Here is a 22,959-nt window from a genome sequence, read left to right on the forward strand (position 1 = left end):
TAATAAGTGACCACTGTGAGTGCGTGCAGCGGTTGTTGATTAAGGCGTCGCTATGCAGTCATGGTTGTCCCCCTTTCAAATAGCGAGAACGCAGAGCAAAAGCGGCTGGTGCATTCCTTTGTGGCGAGTGCTAGAAGGGCTTACACATGCGCTGTATGACGTCGAAAGAGAACAACTATTCATTCAGTTATACGCCTTGTTTAAGCCCTTTACATTCTTGCAAAGAAATCACTTACTCACGCTCAATGGTATTCAAGCATTGAAACAAGTTATCTCCATTTTGTTAAGTGTTGGTTGACAAATTGGCAACAATTAAATAGCTTCATTGTCTGTCCAATTGGTAAGTTAACCTCAACTCTGGATAAGAGATGTATTGATAACGATATAAATCAATAGATTGACTAAAATCCACTGTCAAGCTTGTGATTTGTTTTGCTAACAAGGCGAATTAACGCGTCAATAGCTAGCCTATTGCAAGTTAATTCAACGCAGTGAGGAAGGCAAAGGACTGCTTGAAAGGCGTTTGTTATCCAGAGCTGAGGTTAAGTTATTATCTTTGGTCAAGTCGTTGGCTGCTAGTACTATTTGGTTTTCCAATCGATTCGTTTTTGCCCAACCGGTGGCATGAGTCAGTAAAACATGTAGGACTATTTGTCATTGAGCAATGTGTTTGCGGTAGGTGGAACCTAGGTTGCACCTGCTCAGTGGGTTGAACAGGGTAATTGGCTGGCCATCACTAGTGCCTGCTTTAAGCACTTAACAAGCAAGGTTCAGTAATGACAATCAATGCCTTAGATGCCAACAAGTATCGTATTGGTAGAGCAAGAGGAGCAACAATGAACACCATAAAATGTATGTTGACGCAGTGCCTGATGTTGTTGGCCGTTTTCGTCAGTTATGCCAATGCAAGTGATGAGAGTGACAGTAATATTATAATTCCTTTAGCCCATAAACAATTAGCACAAGGAGTGTTACTTGGGAATGTTGCGCATTTGGATCCGGCAAAAAAACCCAGTGAAAATTTTGATCTGCTGGATTGGAGTTTGACTCTGCCAACTGATCTTAACAAAGATAAAAAAGCAGACATTGTTTACGAACGCGCATTGGCTGATGGCTTTGAACTCAAACCGTTGTTTTACACCGCAGAGGATGGGGGCATGGTGTTTGCCTGTCCTAATGAAGGTGCTAAAACCTCAAGCAATACCAAATATGCCAGAACGGAATTGCGCGAAATGCTCAGACGCGGCAATACTCAGATAAAGACACAAGGGGCTACTAAGAATAACTGGGTATTTAGCCAAGCACACGGTTCGGTTAAGCGTAAAGCGGGCGCTGTTGAAGGCAGCCTCGAAGCAACGGTTGCCGTTAACAGGGTGTCGGTAACCGGTGATGAGAAACAAGTCGGTAGGGTGATTATTGGCCAGATCCATGCAACCGACGATGAGCCCATTCGTCTTTATTACCGAAAACTCCCTAATAATGAGAAGGGGTCTATTTATTTTGCGCACGAGATCAATGGCGGTGATGACGTCTGGGTTAATATCATCGGCTCGCGCTCCCACACCCTAGCCAATCCCGAAGATGGCATTGGTTTAAACGAGAAGTTTAGCTATAAAATTACAGTGGAAAGCACTGTGCTGTTTGTCACTATTATTCGTCCTGGCAAAGCCAATATCACTAAATCTCTGGATATGAGCCAAAGTGGTTACCACCGAAATAGTCAATATATGTACTTTAAAGCGGGAGTGTATAACCAAAACAACAGCGGCGATCCTCGAGACTATGTGCAAGCCACTTTCTATCATCTTGATAATCAGCATGATTAGCACCTTGAGTTAAATTTCTTCTCAGGCAGTTGTATCAGCCATTGCGCAATTGGTTAACCAATTGCGCCTAATTCATTGTAATGCCATCCATGGTTGCTAGGCCAAAATCGGTGCCTATTTTATTTAAAACCCACCCACACCTATCAGGCCAAAAACGGCACTCATTTCACTAGTGGTCACTTCAATTGGTAAGTCATCTTGTTGATCATTGGTTAACAATTTGTTGCCATATTGGTTTTAGTTGGTTATATTTCGAACGGTGAAGATAATCACTTAAAGGTAATAGTTTACGCTAACCGAATAAAATAATAATGGAGAACAGGATATGGGGCCTAGATTCGACAGTTTGAGATATACAGACACGCAAGTGAGGCAATTCAGACTTACACGTGTAGCGAGATTGGTAAAAATGGCAGCTATTGCCTCTCTAGCCAATTTTTGTGCTTTGTCAGCCAGTGCGCAAGACATAAATAATGAACCTAAAAAAGAAACTGATAACGTTGAAGCTGAAATCGAAGTGATTGGCGTTGTCGGCACCCGTAAAACAATCCAAGACCAAATTTCCATAAAACGCGAATCAACTACTGTTGTTGATGGTTTATCTGCGGAAGATATCGGTGATTTGCCCGCACTTTCCATTGGGGAAGCCTTAGAGTCAATAACGGGGGCGGCTTCTCACCGTGAGAATGGCGGTGCGACAGAAATTACGATTCGGGGCTTAGGTCCCTTCTTGAGCGCCACGCACATTAATGGTCGTGAAGCGACGAACGGAAGTGGTGACCGCTCGGTTAACTTCTCTCAATTCCCGTCGGAGTTAATGCAAAAGGTTGCTATTTATAAAACTCAAGACGCATCAATGATCGAAGGTGGTGTTGCCGGCGTCATCACCTTAGAAACGCTTAAACCTCTAGACTACGGCAAACAGCAAGTTCAAGGGGAGGTAAAACTGAACTATAACCCTGATGAGGGCAATATTGACAACTCATTACAAGGAGACCTTGGCGGTCGTGCTACATTCAGTATTGTTGACCAATTTGAGTTTGCCAATGATCAATCTTTAGGGGTTTCTTTTGGTTTGCAACGTCAGGATATCAGCCAACCTGAAGCTGAATTCCGCAGTTCAAGCCCTACTGGCTCTTCTTTGTGGGCATGCTTAAACGATCCAACCAACAGCAATGAAGGTTTTTTTAGAAGTTCAGCCGGAGATTGTGAAGACCAGGTGAGTGGTAGCAGCAATCAGGGCTATCAGACGGCTATTGACCCTGCGACGGGTAAAGCACAAAGTGACGGTACGCCTTACGCTTGGACCGGCAGTAGCAGTAGTTATCGACAAAACGAAACGTCCGATGAGCGTGACTCAGTGTTTCTTGCCTTACAATATCGCCCTTCCGATGTGTGGGATATTAACTTCGACGCGCAATTGTCGGATCGTACCCAGGAGGAAGCGCGTCATGATTTACTCTTTCTACAAAAACGCGTTACCCCAGGTGTAACCGGTCAAAATCTTATTACCAATGACGTAGGGGGAATTCTTCACTGGGAAGGCGAAGAGCGTTTTGAATCTGCCGGCGAGCAGTATTCCCGTGAAGAAAACTATCGTGGGTTTGGCCTTAATGTGGAACATTTTTTCAGTGATCGCTTAACGATTACTGCCGATTTCGGTTACTCGCAAACCAAACGTGAAGAATTGCAAATTTCTAACCGGGGCAGAACGTCTGGACGTCCTTTTTTAACGTGGGATATGGGGGAGTACATCCCAAATATTACCGTCACTGATTTTGATGTGACTGACATCTCGAATTTCACAGACAGCTTACGCACACGTCTTGACAGAGAAGGCGTGCGTGAAAATGAGATTGTTTCTGCACGCCTAGACTTTAAGTATGAGTTAGACGGTAATGTATTCACCAGTGTGCAAGCTGGCGTGAGAGCGTCCGAAATGTCCTTTGTGCAGTTTGGTGGCAACCAGGGGAGTGGTTCACGCACTGAAATATTGCTGGATGAAAGTGCAATATCCGCATTAGACGTATTGACTAATTGTCAGATCGATTTCCCTGAAACCAATTTTTTATCCTCAGTATCTGATGGTAATCTTATTACCAACATAGACAGTAGCGGTAATGTGGTTTCCAGTGGGACGGGCTCATCATGGGCGACTTACGATAATGTCTGTTTTTCGCAAGCGCTGGTGGATTCAGTCGGTGGGGATTTTGCCTATCCGGAAGTTGAGTATCAAAATACCGGCACTCAGGATGTCACTGAAAAAACCATGTCGGCCTATATCATGGCCAACTACGATACTGAAATGCTGGGTAAGTACGTTCGCGGTAACTTTGGGGTGCGATTGGTTGATACCGACGTAAAATCAATTGGTTTCAGAAACAGTTTTGATGTTGTTACAGATGAATTAGGGGTGCTGAGCCTGGTTACCGGCGATTCTTTAGAGTCCATTACTGGTGGCGGCGGTTATACCGAAATACTCCCCAGCTTTAACCTGGTAGTGGATTACAGTGACGACATTTTGCTGCGGTCCGGTATTTATCGAGGCATGTCTCGGGCAAATCCTAGTGATATGAGTTACAGCCGTACATTTCAAACAGATGATGATGTGGCGCCAACCTCGTTGGCAGATTTATTTGTTGGCGTTAATGGCTCCGGTAACCCAAATCTTAAGCCTCTGATGTCATGGAATTATGACGTCGCATTAGAATGGTATCCCAACGAAGATTCGATCTTTGCACTGAGTCTCTACTATAAACAATTCCAGGGTGGGTTCCAACAGCAGACAGTACTGGAAGACTTTACTGTTGATGGCCAGACGGTGACCTTACCGATTACTAATTCGGTTACCACGGAAGATTCAAGCGATCTTTATGGATTAGAGGTCTCCGCGGCCTATCGCTGGGACATTGGCATTGGTATTAAGCTGGGCTACAACTACGCCGACACAGACTTTGAGTTTGAAGATAGCTTATATGGAGATACCTTTGTTACTGATTTAGATGGGACCACTCGTCAGTTAACCGAGGGTATTGTGCCACCGGGTTCAGTACCTGGCTTTTCTCAACATGTTTTCAGCGGTCAGCTCTACTACCAAATCGGCGATTTTGATACCGCACTTATCTACAAGTATCGCAGTGAATACTTCCAGCCCTATACCAGCAACGGAACTCGACTCCGTTATGTTGATGAAGTCGGTGTCTGGGAGGCGCGTGCATCATACAAAATTAATAAACATCTCAAGGTAAAAGTGGAAGCGATTAACCTGTTTAGTGCACCTAAATCACAAGACTACTTTGTGCAGGGCAACCTGGGTGAAGTTAACGATTATGGTCCGCAACTTTTTGCAGGTATCAGCTTGAAGTACTAGGCGACTCATTAGAGTTCTGAATCAAGATGCGGGTGAAGGCTAAAGCCCGCACGTATTTACCTATATTATTTGTGTTCAGTCAGTAATAACTTACTAAGCACTGAACCAATAGGAGCAGAAAGCATGTTTAAACAGTCTCTAACTGCCATCATCTTGGCAACCGGGTTGATAGGTTGTGGTGGTGATAAAAACGAACAGGCAGGAAATAGCAGAGGGAGCATTAGTATCACGGCTGGTGAGTTAGTTGCGGGTACCACCCTCACGGCATCGGTGAGTGATGCTGACGGCATTCGAAACGACACCTTGGTTTATGCTTGGTCAACCGGGGCTACCGGTTCCTCATACACCATTACTGAAGCGGATGAAGGTTCAATTTTATCTGTGTCGGCCAGATATACAGATGAGAAAGGCATTACCGAAGGTGTCGGCGCATCGACGTCAATTGTAATGCCAACGTTAGATGTCACCGCCAATATCGTCAAAGGTCCGATAGGTGGCGCTAATTGTGAAATATTTCCTATAACTGATACTGGTGTGGCGAGCACACCTGCACAGGCCTTAGCTAGCTCAGATGGTATGGGCGTCGTTATGTTTACGAATGTGCACTTTGAAGGGGCGGGCTTAATTTCGTGTTCAGGCGGTACCTATAAAGATGAATCAACGGGTGAAATGCGTGATGCACCTCTACTAAGGGCAGTTGTTAATGTGGTGGAAGGTACTGCAGACACGCCTGCCTCCTCTTATGTTGTATCTCCTTTGACAGAAATGGCAGTACAGGCGGCAGGATCAAATTTAAACGCATTTACTGAACAGGCTCGAGTCATAAACGCTCGTTTTGGTATTCGTTTTGATGCGACAACCGTTGTACCGACGGAGGTTGGCGTTGTGCCACTGGGTGCTGCAGGCGCACTAGATGCTGACCGTTATGGTTTAGTATTAGCGCTGTTGTCGCAACTCGACGCCGACAACGTTGACAAAAATATAGCTATGCTAATCGCTGAAATTGCGGCAGATTTAGCTGATGGGCAGTTCTCACAGACCTTGTTAGATGCCTTTGAGACGGCCCAGACGAATTTGCAAACTGTATCAGTAATCGCCAATGATGTTGATTTCTCTTTACTTGATATTATTGGATCTGCGATTGGGTACAACAACACCCCAGTAGCTGCAATTATTGAAGGGACCTTGAGTGGCACTATTCAAAACACGGCCATTGAACCGTTAACGGGTTCTGTGATTGTGATTGATCCAAACTTTGGCGAAGATGAAATTGGGGCACAAACTAACGAGCCTCTTAGCTATGGTACCTTCAGTATCAGTGCACAAGGTGACTGGTCATACACAGTAGACGTTGATAACGAAACGGTTGCAAACCTCGAGCTTGGTAGCTCTGTTAAAGATACGGCAACGATTACATCGGTTGACGGCACCACTGCCAGCATCGTTATTCGCATAGCAGCGTTAACGCAGTTAGTGAAGATTTCGGATACGGGTAATGACACTGGTGAAATTCGTTTTAGTGTCAATAATTTACGTCAAGGTAAACTCAGTGCGTCGTTTTCTAAAGATGTAACCTTAGGCAGCGATGGCAATGTTAAAGATGCCTACATTACACTGTATGGTTCTTCCGGTAGCTCAAGTGAGGCGTTAATTGATTTGCGTATCCAAGGGTCGCAAACGGGCAGTGATGGTATGCCCATTGCCCCCCGCTTCTTGGTGAGAAACACAGAAAGCGCCGCTTATCCTGGTGAGATGGTTACCGCCCCTTTTGTTGAGGAGCAATTCTACAACGTTGAAATCACTTGGGATTTAGATGCTGCCGAGCAATTAACCCTGACTATAAACGATGAAGTGATTGGTGGTGGCTCGTTCTCTACTGCAGCGGTAGTTGATCCAGATTTCGTTAATCTGGAACAGTGGTTTGCCGATGGCGTTAAAGCAGTACAATTTAGATTAGGTGACAATGATCGGACTATTCCTTTTGGTTCTTTTTATGTAGATGATATTGAGGTTTATTCTGACGTTGCGGGCACAACCAGCGTATTCGCAGATGATTTCGAAAGTTACGCAGAGGGCGACACCCTAGATGGTGACAACAGTTCTTATAACTTAGCCATCTATTCTGAGGTGGTGGTATTTGATGTTGGGGATGGCACAACCGAGTCAACACCAGCCGCGTTCTTTGACTTAACTGCCTCTATACTAAGCAATGTTACTACAGCCTTGACCGGAACCGTTACTGTTGTTGACCCGGATGAAGGTGAAGCCTTTATTGTGCCAGCCTCGTTTGGCAGCACATTTGGCGACTTTGCCATCCTAGAAGACGGCTCTTGGACCTATTTGCTTGATACGACCAACAGTATCATTGCGGCACTGGTAAGCGGTGAGCGTGAGACCGATTCCATTACTATCGAATCTCTCGACGGAACGACGGCTACACTTGAAATTACCATTAACGGGGACTCAGGTGGCGCAAATAAGGTCGCAGTGATTATCGATACCGATCCAAGTGATACCGGCGAGCTGCGTTATGCCCTTGGTAGTGATGGCCCACTGGCGCAAGGTCGAGTTACCGCATCGGTTAAGCGTTTAGATGATGATTTGGGTGATGGTGATGCGTTTATCACACTATTCAATTTTGCTACCAATAATAATGGTGCCATTTTAGATCTACGTATTAAAGATGATGGCTTTGAAGTTCGCAGTCCAAGTACTGTCGATACCTCAGCGGCCAACGTGTTGCTAGATGCCTTTATGGACATTGTAATCACTTGGGAATATCCAAATGGTAACTTAGACGTTAATCCATTGGTGACGGTTGAAGTGGACGGCGTGAGTTTTGTCGCAGAAGGCTTTACCCCAGATAATAGCTCTACCGGCGGTGTGACGCATGTTTCGTTCAGGTTTGGCGACAACAGTGGTGTACGAGCAGATACGGGTAAATTTACGGTTGATAACTTAATTATTTACTCGGATAAGTCCGGAAATAATGCGGTATTTGAAGACGACTTTGAATCTTATGCCGAAGGAGACTCGCTGGATACGGACAATCCTGCGTCACTTTATAACTCATCCAGCAATGAGGTCGTGGTGGCGGTAGAGTAACACCTTTCATTCTCTGCTTGGGTGAGAGCACTTAAAGCTGTATCGTAAATAGGAAGGCGGGAGTAATCCCGCCTTTTACTCGATCTTAGCTTACTCCCAAATCAGGATATAATACCAATTCCACTAATTATCTGGTCATTCAGCGGGAATTCTGTGCCTTCTAGGCAAGTAATAGGATTGAAGACATAGTTGTTCTACGTCAAAATGCTATTAAGCAGCATAGAAGGCACAGAAACCCGCCTTGCAGGAGACACTCAGACCGTTCATTTCTTTGTTGCATTGTCTTAGAAGGGAATAACCATTATTTCAACAATGCGCCTCAAACTGAACAATCTGAGTGACTCTGATTGGTCACATAATTAATGGAAATGGTATAAATTATGTCAACACTAAACCGAGACTTTACCCATGTGGTTGTTGAGCAACCTGGTGAGCCTAGTGTCATGACCATGACACAGTCTACATTGGCTATGCCAGCAGAAGGTCAGGTGACGATAAGCGTTTACGCCGCTGGTGTTAATGGCCCTGATATCAAACAGCGAACTGGTGCTTATCCACCGCCAGTGGGTGCCAGTCCTATTATGGGGTTAGAGGTTGCGGGCGAAATAGTTTCAATCGGCGAGGGGGTAACACAGTGGCAAGTTGGCGATAAAGTGTGTGCGTTAGTGCCAGGTGGTGGCTATGCCCAGTTAGTTAATACATACGCAGCACATTGTTTACCCATTCCAACGGGCTATAGTTATGTTCAAGCGGCGGCACTGCCTGAAACTTTTTTTACGGTGTGGGGAAACGTATTTATTCGCGCAGGCCTTAAAGCTGGAGAAACAGTGTTGATCCATGGTGGTTCGGGTGGCATAGGTACAACCGCTATTCAAATGGCCAGTCGTTTGGGGGCTAAGGTGTTTGCGACCTCGGGCAGTGCTGAAAAATGCCAATACTGTTTAGAGCAAGGTGCTAGCATGGCAATTAACTACAACGAGGAGCCATTTGTGGAGCCGATTCTCGCGGCGACTCAGGGCGTTGGCGTCAATGTGATTATGGACATTGCCGGTGGTGATTTTATTAACGATAATCTTAAAGCCATTGCCACCGACGGGCGGATGGTGTCTGTAGCGATGCAGCGTGGCCCGCAAGCAAATGTGGACATATTTCGTATTATGGCAAAGCGTGTTGTGTGGACAGGTTCAACATTGCGCCCTCAAAGTGTCGCTAACAAAGCACAAATAGCCCAGGGCCTAGCACAGCAGATTTGGCCCTTACTCAATAGTGGAGACATCAATATCCCAATTGACAGTATCTTTCCCTTTTCGCAAGTGGTGCAGGCTCATGAATTAATGGAGTCGGGTAAGCATAAAGGCAAAATAGTGCTAGATTTATTAGCCTAATGAGATGGCCTGTTAAGAGCATGAGTCAAGTTAAGCTCAATAAAGATAATGCCATGCCGATAAAGTTTTTAGATAAAAAACTTGAAGGCTGATTTATTTAAGCTATTGTCCTGTTATCGATGTCTATTATGAGTCTCTCATGCAGTGAGGCAGCCGTCATTCTGCGACCTGATATGCTATGTGAGATCACAAAAGTGATTTAGGTGAGACAATTCAACAGGGTAAATGGCTTGACGAAAAACCATGAATTTTTGTCATGATATAAGCTTTTATTGAAAAATTTGTTCTCAGAAGGGCTTTTTTATACCGTTACGGGAAAAATTCATCGTTTTAGGCATTGATTCTCAGAAATATTCTGTTTAAATACCCACGTAAATACAGAACAGATAATCGTGGTGCAAAATGAGCTGATTTTTACTCATAACACTGCATCATTTTTAGTATATGTGTTGATTTAAGGGCGTTAGCATATATGTATAACACAGCAAAAAAACAACTTTGGGTTGGTGAATTAAGAACAGCGAAAGGTAACGCTATCGTTATTCATGATAATCAACTACCACAGGCGTCACCAGGGCGCATCTACATGTTCCACACTGTGCGAAATACAATTGTTGAATTTGTAGAAGACATCGTTAAAGTTAATTTACACGACTTAGATGACGAACAAATAAAAGCCGCTATGGCTGAGTTTGGGGATGCTTGGAAAGCTGCACGTGCTGAGTTTATGTTAAAGCACCAATCACGGATTGACCTGTCAAAAGTGCCAGACACGGCGCCACCTCGCAAAGCCAAACCTGTGGCTGAGCCAGATGAAATTGCAGATTCAGATGATGATATTCCTGATTTTGATGATGACGACGACGGTGATGACGACGATACTTATGATGAAATGGGTGACAACCTAGACGATTAATCGTGTCGCTAAGGTGTTGTTATTGAAACAACATGTTGGCTAATCATGGTTTATTAGGTTGGCATTTAAACATTAGAACGGCATAAAGAAGGATAATTCTTTATGCCGTTTGTTTTTATATGTTTTTATATTAATACCATTCCGCTTTAGCAAGTGATCTCTCAGCGAGAATTTAAAAGGGCTTAAACAAGGCGAATGACTGAATGAATAGTGATTCTCTTTCGAAGTCATGCAACGCATTATAAGCCCTTTTAAAACTCGCCAAAAAGGAATGCCCCAGCCGCTTTTGCTTTACTTTGAAAGGGAACAACCATTACTACTAGCGACGCCTTAATCAAAAACCGCTGGACGCATTCTGAGTGGTCACTTATTAATGCGCAATGGTATAATGCCTTGCTTGATTATTCTTTATCAAAGCTGTCGACAATAATCGCGCCCATCGATGCGGGCATGGCGATTAAAATAATCCGCTTTAACGCTAAAATAGGCTCCGTCATTAAAGGGAGCTTATTAAGCGCCAGTAACACAATCCCCACCACCAGTAATGTCAGCAAATATGCAACGACAACACGTAGCAAAAATGCTCGCCTGCGTTTAATAATATTGCCCTGAAATACACTCTGGTAAGCAAACAGCGTGATAAATGCCAACGACAAAAACACCACAAGCACTAAATTAAGCGTAGGCAAACTTGCCGACAATCGCCAAGCCTCCTCTGAAAAAGCAATTGGCACAGACAGGGCAAACGCCCCGACTGCTATTTGGCCGATATCTTCGGCATTAAAAGTGGCTTTTGACGGCAGATTATTTGGCATCGAATTGATAACGAGTAATGTGATGGTAAACGCTCTGTGGCGTAATCCATACATCGCTAGCGCCAGGCAAATGTGGCTGGTTAGGTGAGTCTGGCAGCATTTGCGGCTCAATACATACCGCTTGATGATCGACTAATACCCGTTGTTTTTTCGCTATCGTGCCTTGTAAAAAGTTAGCCCCATAAACTTGAACGCCGGGTTGGTTGGTGTATACCGTCATACTGCGTCCGCTGTTTGGGCTGGCTAAACAGCCAAAACGCTGTAAGTCGGCACTGGGGTTATCTAATACGTAACAGTGGTCAAAACCATTGGTTGCTGCTAATCCTTGGCGTTGAGTTTGTACTGATAGAGGGGTCGCAACAGCCATGTCTAAATCGCTGCCTAAAGTGGGTTCAAGTGAAATGGGTATGCCCACGTCATTCATGGCGAGGTAAGATTTAGCGTCAACTTGTAAAGTATGCTCAGCATTGGTGTTGCTGCGATTGCCGTCTAAATTAAAGTAACTGTGTTGAGTTAAGCTAATTGGGCAGGCTTTGTCTGTGTTGGCGAGCATTTCTATGTAAAGGTTATTGCCCACTAAGCGGTAGTCTAATTGCACAGTGCAATTACCCGGAAACCCCATGTCGCCATCTGGGCTTTTTAGGGTGAGTCGTACGCCATCGGTTAGTGTGCCTAATTGCCATAATTTGCGGTTAAAACCTTCAACGCCACCATGTAAACAGTTAGTGGCTTGGTTCACACTTAGGGAATATTCTTGCCCCTTGTATGCCATTTTGCCATTCGCTATACGGTTACTGTAGCGGCCTGCAATGGCACCTAAATGCACCTGCTGGGTTAAATAGTCTTCAGCGCTGTCGCAACCTAAGACAATGTTTTTACGTTCGCCATTGCGATCAGGTGTCCATAATGATCGAATAATGCCGCCTAGACTCAATACTTCAAGTGCGATGATGCCATTATCAATTCTAACCCGCTCAATCTCTCCACCACGAGGATCTTGCCAAGGTTCAAGCACACTAAAACGTACCATTTACGCCTCTCTCTTTTGTGATTTGTTTAGCGGATGCGTCCTGCACCGCCACTGGCCGAACATAAGTGAATAGTTGCTTCAATACCAGTTTGTTTAAAAAATTGATTTTCAACCAAATTAATTACATCGTCGCTTAGATCATGGTTAATTAAAGCCAGAACGCAGCCATCGCTCATGCGCACACCGCCTCGTTCGCCAATCAGTGTGGCAATCATGTGTACTAAAGTATCTATTTCTGCGGTGATGATCTCAAAGTCATCACGCATGGACGCTTGTGACTGAGCCATTAATTGACTAAAACGTGCAATATTATTTTGCTGTAATGCACGGGCGGCATTACTTGTGCGTTGATTTTCAGTGATGATATGACGTGCGCGGCGAAATTGTTCTTCAGTGAGTAAGTCTTGGCTTTGGGTTAATAAACTCAATGAGCAGTCACGTAACGAATCTAGTCCAAGCAATTGTGTGATATGGCTACACTCTTTTTTACGCTGTTCAAATTGCTGTATAAATGCTTGTCGCCCCTGCTTGAGGTCAATAATAATCATGCTGAGCTCTTCTGGTAGTAATACAGCTTCGCTCTCAAGTTCTAAACAGTCAATCAGTAAGGCGTGGTCAGGTTCAGCCATGGCGCTGATCATCTGATCCATCATGCCGCAGTCCAGGCACATAAATTGGCTTTCGCCGCGCTGAGCTAATTGGGCAATAGCCAATGGCGATAAATGCAATTGGCTGGCATAGCTAATTGCTGTGCCAAAGGCAACTTCTAGCGCCGCAGACGAAGATAATCCTGCACCAAGTGGTACATCGCCTACAATGGCTAAGTCTAGCCCTTTAGCCAGCAGGCCAGACTGATTCATGGCTGCGGTGACGCATTTTAAGTAATGTGTCCAATCATCGCCAGCAGCAATAGTGCCTTCTTCACCAAAACGCCATTGCTCAATTTTACCCGGAAACGCAGTGCTCACCGCCCGGAATAAATTGTCGTCGCGATGTTTAACGGCAATGACCGTTTTAAAATTGATTGCCGCTGGTAGCGCAAGCCCTTCATTATAATCAGTATGTTCACCCATAATGTTCACTCGGCCTGGTGCTTGATATAACTCGTCAGGCTTGGTACCAAATGTTTGAACAAATAATTTAGTTGCGCGTTGAGCAGGGTTTGACATACTTCAAAAAATCCAACAAAGAGTGACAAGAACCCTTGAGTTATAGCATGACTTTGCTGTGTCTGTAACTGAGATTTTCTTATCTGAACTAAAATTGAAAATACTGTGTGCTAAACAAAACGCCGACATAAATTTGTCGGCGTTGTGTAGATGGTAATGGACCCTACGAGGTCGATTTAGCTTGCTGTACATCAATTGTCTGTTCATCTGCTGGTGTCGCATTGGCAAATTCAGGGACAATTTCGGGGGGCGAATCCAAAAGTTCATGGATGACATGGTCTACAAAACCCGCCCCGGCAGCTTCATATAAGTTGTACACAGTGTGCACACCAGATTCTTTAAGGGACTCACCATCTTCAGCGTATTGAACAATCGCGCTGATTTTCCCTTCGTAGTTTAGCTTTTGCAGTTGCTCTACCGCAAACAAGTTACCAGCGTGATGTGGCATGGCTAACAGTACTAGCTCAAGGTGCGGCGCACGCTCTAGTTTTTCCCAAAAGTCGGTATCGCTTGCATCACCTTGTACAACGTTGCGGCCTTCGCTGCGGTGAAAGTCCACCAATTCTTGCTTGTGTTCAATCCCTAAAATTTCACCAGTGTATTTAGCGCGCAATTCATCGTAAGCACCAGAGCCTATTCGGCCCATACCCAAAATTAAAAATCGCGGATTACCAATACGAATTTGTCTGTCTTCAGGGTGTAGTGGATGACGTTCAAGTTTGCTGAGCCAAGATTGATAACGTTGATATATCTTACTGACACCATTATTAAGCGGTGCAGCAAATAAAAAGCTAATGCTCAAGGCCACGGCAATAATAATTAACCATTCAGCGGGTAACCATCCCTTGTATGCGGCAACGGCGGCAACAATTAAACCAAACTCACTGTAGTTACCTAAGTTAAAAGACGCTAATAATGAGGTGCGCGAACGCAACTTAAAGCGAGTAAGCAGATATAAAAACATCATAATTTTAACTGGTACTAGGGCAACTAAAATGGCTGCTAGGCCAATATCGGCTAGGGTAGGTAGACCATTTAAACCAATGGTTAAGAAAAAGGCGACTAAAAAGAGCTCTTTAAAGAAGTAAATTGATTTAGCTAGTTCAGATGATTTTGCATGCCCGGCCAATAAAATACCGATAATAAGTGCACCTAAGTCCGGTTTTAGGCCAACAGCCTCAAACAACCATGCTCCCACGACAAGTGCCATCACTAAGCCAAATAGCACCAGCATTTCACCATGGCCAACCCGGTCAAATATTTTGTAAATGAGCGGGCGAACAAGTGGTAATAACAACAGACCAAAGGCCCAAACTGACGGGATATTACCTTTAGAGATGGTTAAAAAGATGACCGCGAAGATGTCTTGCATAATCAAAATACCAATAGCGACACGGCCGTATAGCGACTGCATATCACCGCTGTCTTCTAGCACTTTTACCGCAAATACCGTACTTGAAAAGCTCAATGCAAACGACACTAACATCAGTTGATTAATAGAAAAGTCGTTGAGTTGCTCTATGCCTAAAAAACCTAATAATTTAAGGATTGGCACAAAAAACAAAATAGAGCCTATTAAATGCAAGCTTGACCCCGCCCACACTTCAGCTTTAAACAAACTTTTTATATCAAGCTTAAGGCCAATAGAAAATAGCAATAAGGTGACGCCTAAATCAGCTAATTGCTGCAAAATAGGTAAGCTGCTGTCTTCAATACCAAAGGTGAATAACACGAAGCCCGCGACAAGATAACCAATAAGCGGCGGTAAACCAACTCGACTTACCAGCATGCCACACAATAAGGTGATAATAAGAATAGCAGGTTCCATAACACTCCTTGGATGAAGAATACAAAACCTCATTGTATAAGAAAAAGTTGAACTTTCGATGACTTTAATGGCTAAAATGCAAAAAACAGCATCTTTAGTAACAAAAGATGCTGTTTTTAATTAGTTTTTAAAATCTATTTCGCTATTTTAAAAAACTACTTTGCTAATAGCAGATCCAGGTGAGCCGCAAATTCTTTTGGACCCATAAAACCCGTTACACGTAAATCTTCACGTTGCTCACCATCTTGATTGAACATCAACAAAGTCGGTAATCCCAACACACCGTAATGCTCAAGTAATTCAATATCAATATCATCACTGGCGGTCACGTCGGCTTGCAGTAATACCATTTGGTCCATGCGCATAGCGACATCTTTATTTTTAAAGGTTATCGCTTCAAACTCTTTACAGGCCACACACCAGTCGGCGTATAAATCTAGCATCACAGTTTTACCACTAATACTTGCTTTGTCTAACTCTACGTCTAAATCGGTCAGCGACTTAATGCGAATAAAGTGATTTTTTTCGGCGTTGCTTTTGCCCTCAACCCCCGCCTGAGTAATGCTTGGCGTATCATGACCAAAGCCTGCCATTAGCGCCTGGAAACCATAAGAGAAACTGGCTAATAATGTCAGTAATAGCAGCACACCGCGGGTCGTTTGTTTCCAGTTAAACTCAGTGAGTTTATTTTGGTGCATTAGGTATCCTGCTAATGCAACGCCCCAAATTGACCATAATAAATCAGACACTAGGCCAGGCCAGATACGGCCAATCATCACAATTGATACCGAAATCAGTAAGAAACCGAATATGGTTTTAATGATATCCATCCAGGCACCGGCACGTGGCAGAATTTTACCGCCAGAAGTACCAATAATCAGCAGTGGCACTCCCATCCCCATGCTTAATACATACAGGGCTAAAAAGCCTTGAATTAAATCGCCAGACTGCGCCACATAAATCAATGCACCAGAAAGCGGTGCAGTAGTACAAGGTGACGCAACTAAACCCGAGATAACGCCCATTAAAAACACGCCAATCAGGTTGCCACCTTTTTGGTTGTTCGACATGGCGTTCATTTTTTCTTGCCATTTAGATGGCAGCTTTAAATCGTACATGCCAAACATCGACAAACTTAACAGCACAAACATGACCGCCAAGAAAATCAAAATGGCAGGGTGTTGTAGCGCCGCTTGAAACTTAAGCCCAGCTGAGGCTACCACTAAACCTAATAACGAATAAGTAATGGCCATACCTTGTACGTAAGCCATTGATAAGGTGAAAGCTTTGCCTGTAGACAGTTTTTTACCCTGCCCAACAATAATACCCGACAAAATTGGATACATAGGGAACACACAAGGCGTTAACGCTAAACCAATCCCTAAACCAAAAAAGATCAGTAACGTCCATAGCAGGCTGTCGTTTTGCAACATCTGGTTAAGGCTATCTTGTTGGGTGATCGGCGCTGCTGCCTTGGTTGTTGCTTCATCGGGTGCACCAATGACTTTTTTTGCAGTCACTGTGCCGTCATTTTCGGCAACAGCGTTAAGTTTGACTTCATTTTTGGTAGGCGGATAACACAGTGTGCCTTCCGCACATCCCATAAAGGTCACATGAATCACGGCATCTGCGTTTGCTTGTTTTATGCCGACAGGGATTTCGACAAACGAGTAATACACTTCTTGATCGCCAAAGTATTCATCGTTATGGTTTTTGCCGCGAGGTAGCTCAATATCGCCTATCACGGCACCCTCAGCCGAAAACTGCAATTTATCGCGATATAAATAGTAACCATCGGCAATCACAAAACTGATCTTAAGCTGATTACCTTGTTGTTGGTAATCGAATGCAAATGCCTCATTAACTGGCATTAGCTTAGGTTCGTTATTTAAGAAACTAAACGTGTTACTTGAAGCATTGGCACTTTGTGCAGTAGGCGCAAGTAAAATTGATGACATCAATAACAAGGATGTGAGGCAAAGCGTGACGATTTTTTTCATGATAGTGAGTTGTCTTCTATCCATTGTAAATAAGGGCCAAAACCATTAGTGATTGGCATGGCGATGAATTCTGGTACTTCATAGGGATGCATTTGGATCACAAGCTGCTCAATAGCCTTATATTGTTTAGCCGTACATTTTATGTGCAAAGGGACTTCTTGCGACTGGCAAATGTCATTATTCCACCGATAAACTGACTCAACGACCTGACCGATTTGAACACAAGCAGCCAATTGTTTTGCAACGAGCGCATTGGCAATCATTTTTGCGGTTTCTGCATCTGGGCAGGTGGTTAAAATAACGAGTTGCTTGGGTTTATACATATACAATCTTAAAGTTTACTTAAGTTAAAGGCGTTATACTAAAAGCGTCATCACATTACGCTTATTTAGCTAAATTTTCACTAAACAGCGATGATATTCGTGACCAGTCTTGAAAACAGACCCGATAACCCCCACTTAAGTTTCATCGGCATAATATTTTTACGTCGCCACTTTAACAAAAAGCGATGATTAGAGGCCAATATGTTTTTTATTTTGTTGTTAATATTTGTACTTATTCCGGTAGTAGAGCTTAACGTACTGATTGAAGTCGCTAGCGCTATTGGCTCTTGGACTACGGTTGGCCTAGTGTTATTTACCGCAGTAGTCGGGGTGTCGTTAGTGCGCAGCCAAGGGTTAAGTACATTAATGACAGTTCAGCAAAAACTGGCAAGAGGCGAGGCACCTGGGCAAGAAATTGTCGAAGGCATGATGCTGGCTGCTGCAGGTGTATTATTACTTATCCCAGGTTTTGTGACTGACTTTATTGGCTTAATATTATTAACCCCTTTTACCCGTGCCCCCATTGCCAAATTTTTATACAAGCGTATGCAACTGCGCATGGTGACTCATGGTGGATTTAAAGCCGGTTTTGGCCCAGGACAAGGCCCATTTGGTCAGTCAGGCCCTTTTGGTGGGCAAAACCCATTTGAGCAAAATGGTAATACATTTGATGGTGATTTTGAACGTAAAGACGAGCAGAGTCGAAGCCATCACATAGAGCAAAACAAAAGCGACAATGACATTATTGACGTTGAGCCGCTCGACCCTAAAGACGACCAAAAGTAGCCTTTCATCATCGCTAAAAAGCCGCCTAAACCTGATTTAGTCGGCTTTTTTTGTGCTTAATTGTTTATCTTGTTTAGCCCCAAGCCAAAATGCAGTAGCGATACTGAGCGCCCAATTGGCGATAAAAAGCCATGTGAGTTGCGATAACTCTTGCGATTGTGCGTTTAGTGCGACTTTAGAGACTTCGGTGTAAATGGAGCTTAAATCGTTAGCAACATTACCTGCCAAAATCTGTTCGGCAATCACTTGTGCTCGGGTAATGATGTGGTTCATAAACACCATAACACAGAGCAAACTGATGCTAATAAACCCCCAACCAAGCCATTTTTTACCAAGCCAAAGTTGGCCGCTTCCAGGGCAGATAATGGCCGATAATAACGCGGCATAAATGGATTTTTTCATAACGTATTGGGCTGAGCTAAAAAGTCACGATGAATCTTATTAAGTCATCGATGTTAGCCAAAGGCAAGAGCTTGTCACTAAGGTTAATGTGAAATTAATCTGCCAGGCGATTAATCGAGGCGTCAGCACGTGTAGCGGTGGCCGATAAACTTGAGTTGCTGCCAGCCACACTGTCACAAACTGAGTCATCCTGAGGCCTATCTGTATATGGCACTGTGTGCTTAATGTTAGCCGGTTCGCTAATTTGAGTTGCAAGGTAATAACACGCAATGCCCATTAACGTATTTGTGATTGGCAACGCTAAAAATACGCCCTTTACGCCACCAATATATGCGCCTAATGCCGCAAATGGCAGCATTAACAGCATTAATCGGCACAGGTTGATGACTAAAGAGCTTAATGGTCTGTGGTAGGCATTTAAGCTGGTTGCAAAAATAATCACAATGCCAAGTGGGCCATAAGCTGCGGGTAATATCATCACATAAAAACTGAGCCAATCAATAACCAGCGGGTCGTTAGTAAACAGATGGGCTATGGCTGTCGCATTAAAATACAACGGAATAAACAACAAGGTTTGAAACACAAACACAAATTGTAATGACATCAATAAGGCTTTTTTGGCGCGGGCAGGTTGGTTTGCCCCCAAGTTTTGCGCAATAAAAGGCATTAAGCTTGACGACAAGGCCATCACCACGATTAACAGCACTGACTCAAGGCGAATACCCGCCCCAAAAGCGGCCACGCCAGCATGATCAATTCTGGCCAGCATGGCCATAATAATGCCATTAGCAATAGGGTTGATGACATTCATTAATGCAGCTGGGCGAGCAATGTGGGCAAGCGCTTTCCAGTGTAAAATAAATCGCCCAAAATCAACGTTGGCAAACTCAACCAACCTACGCTTAATCACAATTAAATATCCCGCCAGCGACATTGCCACAAGCCATGACAGTGTGGTTGCAATGGCGGCACCTTGTATTTCTAAGCGTGGAAATGGGCCTATGCCAAAAATGAGTAGCGGGTCGAGAATCAAATTTACCACCGCGGCCAGCATCATGATTTTAGCCGGTGATCGGGTATCGCCAGTGGCTCGCAGCGCTTGATTACCAACCATCAGTAGCACTAAGGCAGGGGCGCCTAAATACCAGTACCACATATAATCATTAATTAAGGGCAAACTGGCAGCGTTTGCTCCCAGTAAACTAAAAATAGGCTCAATAAACACGCAACCTAATATCGATAACCCCCAGATTATTAATAGGGTCATACACAAGGCGTCAAATAAAAATACCTTTGCTTCGGGGGCGTGGCCCGAACCGATTAAGCGCCCAAGGTTAGTTGATACCCCAGCACCAATTCCAATACCAATACTGGACACGGCTAATGTGACCGGAAAGGTAAAGCTGACTGCCGCTAAGGCTTCTGTGCCCAACTGACTGATAAAAAAGATGTCTACCAGACTGCCGCCCAGAATGGTCATAATTCCAATCAGGTTTGGCAAGGTCATATTAAGCAGCACACGACTAATAGGTGCGCTGAGCAACCCGTGTCTGTCTTTCATCTATTCTCTAGGGTTTGGGTTTTTAAAGGTGTCGAATTCTATCAGGATTAGCGGCGCTTTAATAAAACAGACTTAAAAAAAGTGTAGTTTTTTTTAAATCGCCCCTTGGATCTGTGATCAATCACCCCCATATCACATGCATCGAGGGGAAAACCCTTATTTGTTAGTCAACAGCCTCGTTTTTTGGGCATCAAATCATTAGGAGAGTTCATAGATGAATATTCGTCCATTACATGACCGCGTTATCGTTAAACGTTTAGAAGTTGAATCTAAATCTGCAGGCGGTATCGTGCTTACAGGCAGCGCAGCAGAAAAATCAACTCGCGGTGAAATTCTTGCCGTAGGCAATGGTCGTATTTCAGAAAACGGCACAGTTACACCACTTGACGTAAAAGTGGGCGACGTTGTGATCTTTAACGAAGGTTATGGCGTGAAGAAAGAAAAAATTGACGGTGAAGAAGTCTTAATCCTGTCAGAAGCTGACCTGATGGCGGTAGTAGGCTAAGCCTCACCCATCAATCGACTTTCCAATTAATCATTAAATTTAAAGGAACATCAAAAAATGGCAGCAAAAGAAGTATTATTTGGTAATGATGCACGCGTAAAAATGCTTACCGGTGTGAATATTCTAGCCAATGCAGTAAAAGTTACCTTAGGCCCAAAAGGTCGTAACGTTGTATTAGATAAAAGCTTTGGTTCACCACTTATCACCAAAGACGGTGTATCAGTCGCCAAAGAAATCGAACTAGAAGATAAGTTCGAAAACATGGGCGCACAAATGGTGAAAGAAGTTGCTTCTAAAGCCAACGATGCAGCAGGTGACGGTACCACAACCGCAACAGTATTAGCACAAGCTATTGTTGTTGAAGGCCTAAAAGCAGTAGCTGCTGGCATGAACCCAATGGATCTTAAGCGCGGTATCGACAAAGCGGTTATCGCTGCAGTGGCTGAGCTTAAATTACTGTCTCAAGATTGTGCCGACACCAAAGCCATTGCTCAAGTAGGTACTATTTCTGCTAACTCTGATGAGTCAATTGGCGAAATCATTGCAACAGCAATGGAAAAAGTAGGTAAAGAAGGCGTTATCACCGTTGAAGAAGGCCAAGCGCTTGAAAACGAACTAGACGTTGTTGAAGGTATGCAGTTTGACCGTGGTTACTTATCACCATACTTCATCAACAAGCCAGAAACTGGCAGCGTTGAGTTAGACAGTCCATTCATTTTGTTAGTCGACAAAAAAGTCTCTAACATTCGTGAATTACTACCAATCCTTGAAGGTCTAGCAAAAACAGGTAAGCCATTGCTTATCGTTGCAGAAGACGTAGAAGGCGAAGCGTTAGCAACTCTTGTTGTAAACAACATGCGTGGCATTGTTAAAGTGGCAGCGGTTAAAGCGCCTGGCTTTGGTGACCGTCGTAAAGCTATGCTACAAGACGTGGCAATTTTAACTGGCGGTACGGTTATCGCTGAAGAAATCGGCCTAGAGCTTGAAAAAGCAACCCTAGAAGATTTAGGTACGGCTAAGCGCGTTATCATCACTAAAGATAACACCACCATCATCGATGGTAACGGCGACCAAGCACAAATTTCAGCTCGCGTTTCGCAAATCAAGCAACAAGTTGAAGAGTCAACATCAGACTACGACAAAGAAAAGCTACAAGAGCGTATGGCTAAACTAGCTGGCGGTGTTGCAGTTATTAAAGTTGGCGCAGCAACTGAAGTTGAAATGAAAGAGAAAAAAGCCCGCGTAGAAGATGCATTACACGCAACTCGCGCAGCGGTTGAAGAAGGTGTGGTAGCCGGTGGTGGTGTAGCCCTTGTTCGCGTAGCAAGTAAAATTAAAGATTTAGAAGTGATTAACGAAGACCAAAAACACGGTGTGGTGATTGCCCTACGTGCGATGGAAGCGCCATTACGTCAAATCGCAACCAATGCTGGCCAAGAAGCGTCAGTAGTAGCTAACACCGTTAAAAATGGTGAAGGTAACTACGGTTACAACGCGGGTAACGACACCTACGGTGACATGTTAGAAATGGGTATTCTTGACCCAACTAAAGTGACACGTAGCGCACTACAGTTTGCAGCGTCAATTGCTGGCCTAATGATCACCACAGAAGCAATGGTTTCTGAAATTCCACAAGACTCTGCGCCAGACATGGGCGGAATGGGCGGTGGTATGGGCGGAATGGGCGGCATGATGTAATTTTTCTGGCTTAAAACGTTGATTACGGCGTTGCTTTACCACTCGTTTATGAAGAACTAAACGTCGTGGTAAAGCGCCTTGTACTAAACGTTTTATTCTGCGAAAAATACTCTACCTGGTCTAAATCGGTGATTACGGCGTTGCTTTACCACTCGTTTATGAAGAACTAAACGTCGTGGTAAAGCGCCTTGTACTAAACGTTTTATTCTGCGAAAAATACTCTACCTGGTCTAAATCGGT

Annotated in this window: 16 protein-coding genes; 8 read left to right on the forward strand and 8 right to left on the reverse strand. The window is 44.1% G+C overall.

Features of this window, described 5'->3' with window-relative positions:
- The first annotated feature begins 776 nt into the window (after positions 1-776).
- The 5 genes from L2703_RS09375 (at position 777) to L2703_RS09395 (ending at position 10,602) form a co-directional block, all read left to right on the forward strand.
- Positions 777-1,826: a polysaccharide lyase family 7 protein gene (locus tag L2703_RS09375; protein ID WP_248970836.1), complete on the forward strand. Its 1,050-nt coding sequence runs from the start codon at positions 777-779 to the stop codon at positions 1,824-1,826.
- Positions 1,827-2,235: 409 nt separating this feature from the next.
- Positions 2,236-5,196, forward strand: a complete 2,961-nt coding sequence (locus tag L2703_RS09380; protein ID WP_428848654.1) for a TonB-dependent receptor — start codon at positions 2,236-2,238, stop codon at positions 5,194-5,196.
- Positions 5,197-5,319: 123 nt separating this feature from the next.
- On the forward strand, positions 5,320-8,301 hold the full coding sequence (locus L2703_RS09385) for a VCBS domain-containing protein (protein ID WP_248970838.1): 2,982 nt from the start codon (positions 5,320-5,322) through the stop codon (positions 8,299-8,301).
- A gap of 380 nt (positions 8,302-8,681) precedes the next feature.
- Positions 8,682-9,686: an NAD(P)H-quinone oxidoreductase gene (locus tag L2703_RS09390; protein ID WP_248970839.1), complete on the forward strand. Its 1,005-nt coding sequence runs from the start codon at positions 8,682-8,684 to the stop codon at positions 9,684-9,686.
- Positions 9,687-10,158: 472 nt separating this feature from the next.
- Positions 10,159-10,602: a hypothetical protein gene (locus tag L2703_RS09395; protein WP_248970840.1), complete on the forward strand. Its 444-nt coding sequence runs from the start codon at positions 10,159-10,161 to the stop codon at positions 10,600-10,602.
- 401 nt (positions 10,603-11,003) lie between these two features.
- Here L2703_RS09395 and L2703_RS09400 read toward each other — a convergent pair whose 3' ends face one another.
- From L2703_RS09400 to cutA, 6 genes are all read right to left on the reverse strand, one after another.
- Entirely contained in the window at positions 11,004-11,417 is a 414-nt protein-coding gene (locus L2703_RS09400; RefSeq protein ID WP_248970841.1) for a DUF2391 family protein, read from the reverse strand.
- Positions 11,407-12,447 carry an aldose epimerase family protein gene (locus L2703_RS09405; protein ID WP_248970842.1) on the reverse strand — a complete coding sequence of 347 codons (1,041 nt, stop codon included), beginning with the start codon at positions 12,445-12,447 and terminating at the stop codon, positions 11,407-11,409. Before L2703_RS09405 ends, L2703_RS09400 begins: the two co-directional genes overlap by 11 nt.
- Before the next feature lie 26 nt (positions 12,448-12,473).
- Positions 12,474-13,616 carry a galactokinase gene (galK, locus tag L2703_RS09410; protein ID WP_248970843.1) on the reverse strand — a complete coding sequence of 381 codons (1,143 nt, stop codon included), beginning with the start codon at positions 13,614-13,616 and terminating at the stop codon, positions 12,474-12,476.
- A gap of 163 nt (positions 13,617-13,779) precedes the next feature.
- Complete coding sequence (locus L2703_RS09415) at positions 13,780-15,444, reverse strand: cation:proton antiporter family protein (RefSeq protein WP_248970844.1); 1,665 nt, start codon at positions 15,442-15,444, stop codon at positions 13,780-13,782.
- A 155-nt stretch (positions 15,445-15,599) separates the two neighbouring features.
- Positions 15,600-17,444 (reverse strand): protein-disulfide reductase DsbD, encoded by a 1,845-nt coding sequence (locus L2703_RS09420; protein WP_248970845.1) that lies wholly within the window; start codon positions 17,442-17,444, stop codon positions 15,600-15,602.
- A complete protein-coding gene (gene cutA, locus L2703_RS09425; RefSeq protein WP_248970846.1) occupies positions 17,441-17,767 on the reverse strand; it encodes a divalent-cation tolerance protein CutA in 327 nt (108 codons plus the stop codon). Before cutA ends, L2703_RS09420 begins: the two co-directional genes overlap by 4 nt.
- Before the next feature lie 201 nt (positions 17,768-17,968).
- Between cutA and L2703_RS09430 the strand changes: the two genes are divergently transcribed.
- On the forward strand, positions 17,969-18,553 hold the full coding sequence (locus L2703_RS09430) for an FxsA family protein (protein WP_248970847.1): 585 nt from the start codon (positions 17,969-17,971) through the stop codon (positions 18,551-18,553).
- A 36-nt stretch (positions 18,554-18,589) separates the two neighbouring features.
- On the opposite strand, the gene L2703_RS09435 is transcribed toward L2703_RS09430, so the two are convergent.
- Together L2703_RS09435 and L2703_RS09440 are read right to left on the reverse strand one after the other, a co-directional pair.
- Positions 18,590-18,955, reverse strand: a complete 366-nt coding sequence (locus L2703_RS09435) for a hypothetical protein (RefSeq protein ID WP_248970848.1) — start codon at positions 18,953-18,955, stop codon at positions 18,590-18,592.
- A 94-nt stretch (positions 18,956-19,049) separates the two neighbouring features.
- Complete coding sequence (locus L2703_RS09440) at positions 19,050-20,516, reverse strand: MATE family efflux transporter (RefSeq protein WP_248970849.1); 1,467 nt, start codon at positions 20,514-20,516, stop codon at positions 19,050-19,052.
- Between the two features lie 214 nt (positions 20,517-20,730).
- Here L2703_RS09440 and L2703_RS09445 point away from each other — a divergent pair, with 214 nt between their 5' ends.
- Together L2703_RS09445 and groL are read left to right on the forward strand one after the other, a co-directional pair.
- Entirely contained in the window at positions 20,731-21,021 is a 291-nt protein-coding gene (locus L2703_RS09445) for a co-chaperone GroES (RefSeq protein ID WP_124015245.1), read from the forward strand.
- A 57-nt stretch (positions 21,022-21,078) separates the two neighbouring features.
- Positions 21,079-22,719, forward strand: coding sequence for a chaperonin GroEL (gene groL, locus L2703_RS09450; RefSeq protein ID WP_248970850.1), 1,641 nt, complete (start codon positions 21,079-21,081; stop codon positions 22,717-22,719).
- Positions 22,720-22,959 lie beyond the last annotated feature (240 nt).

This window comes from Shewanella basaltis (genome assembly GCF_023283885.1).
Classification (GTDB): Bacteria; Pseudomonadota; Gammaproteobacteria; order Enterobacterales; family Shewanellaceae; genus Shewanella; species Shewanella basaltis.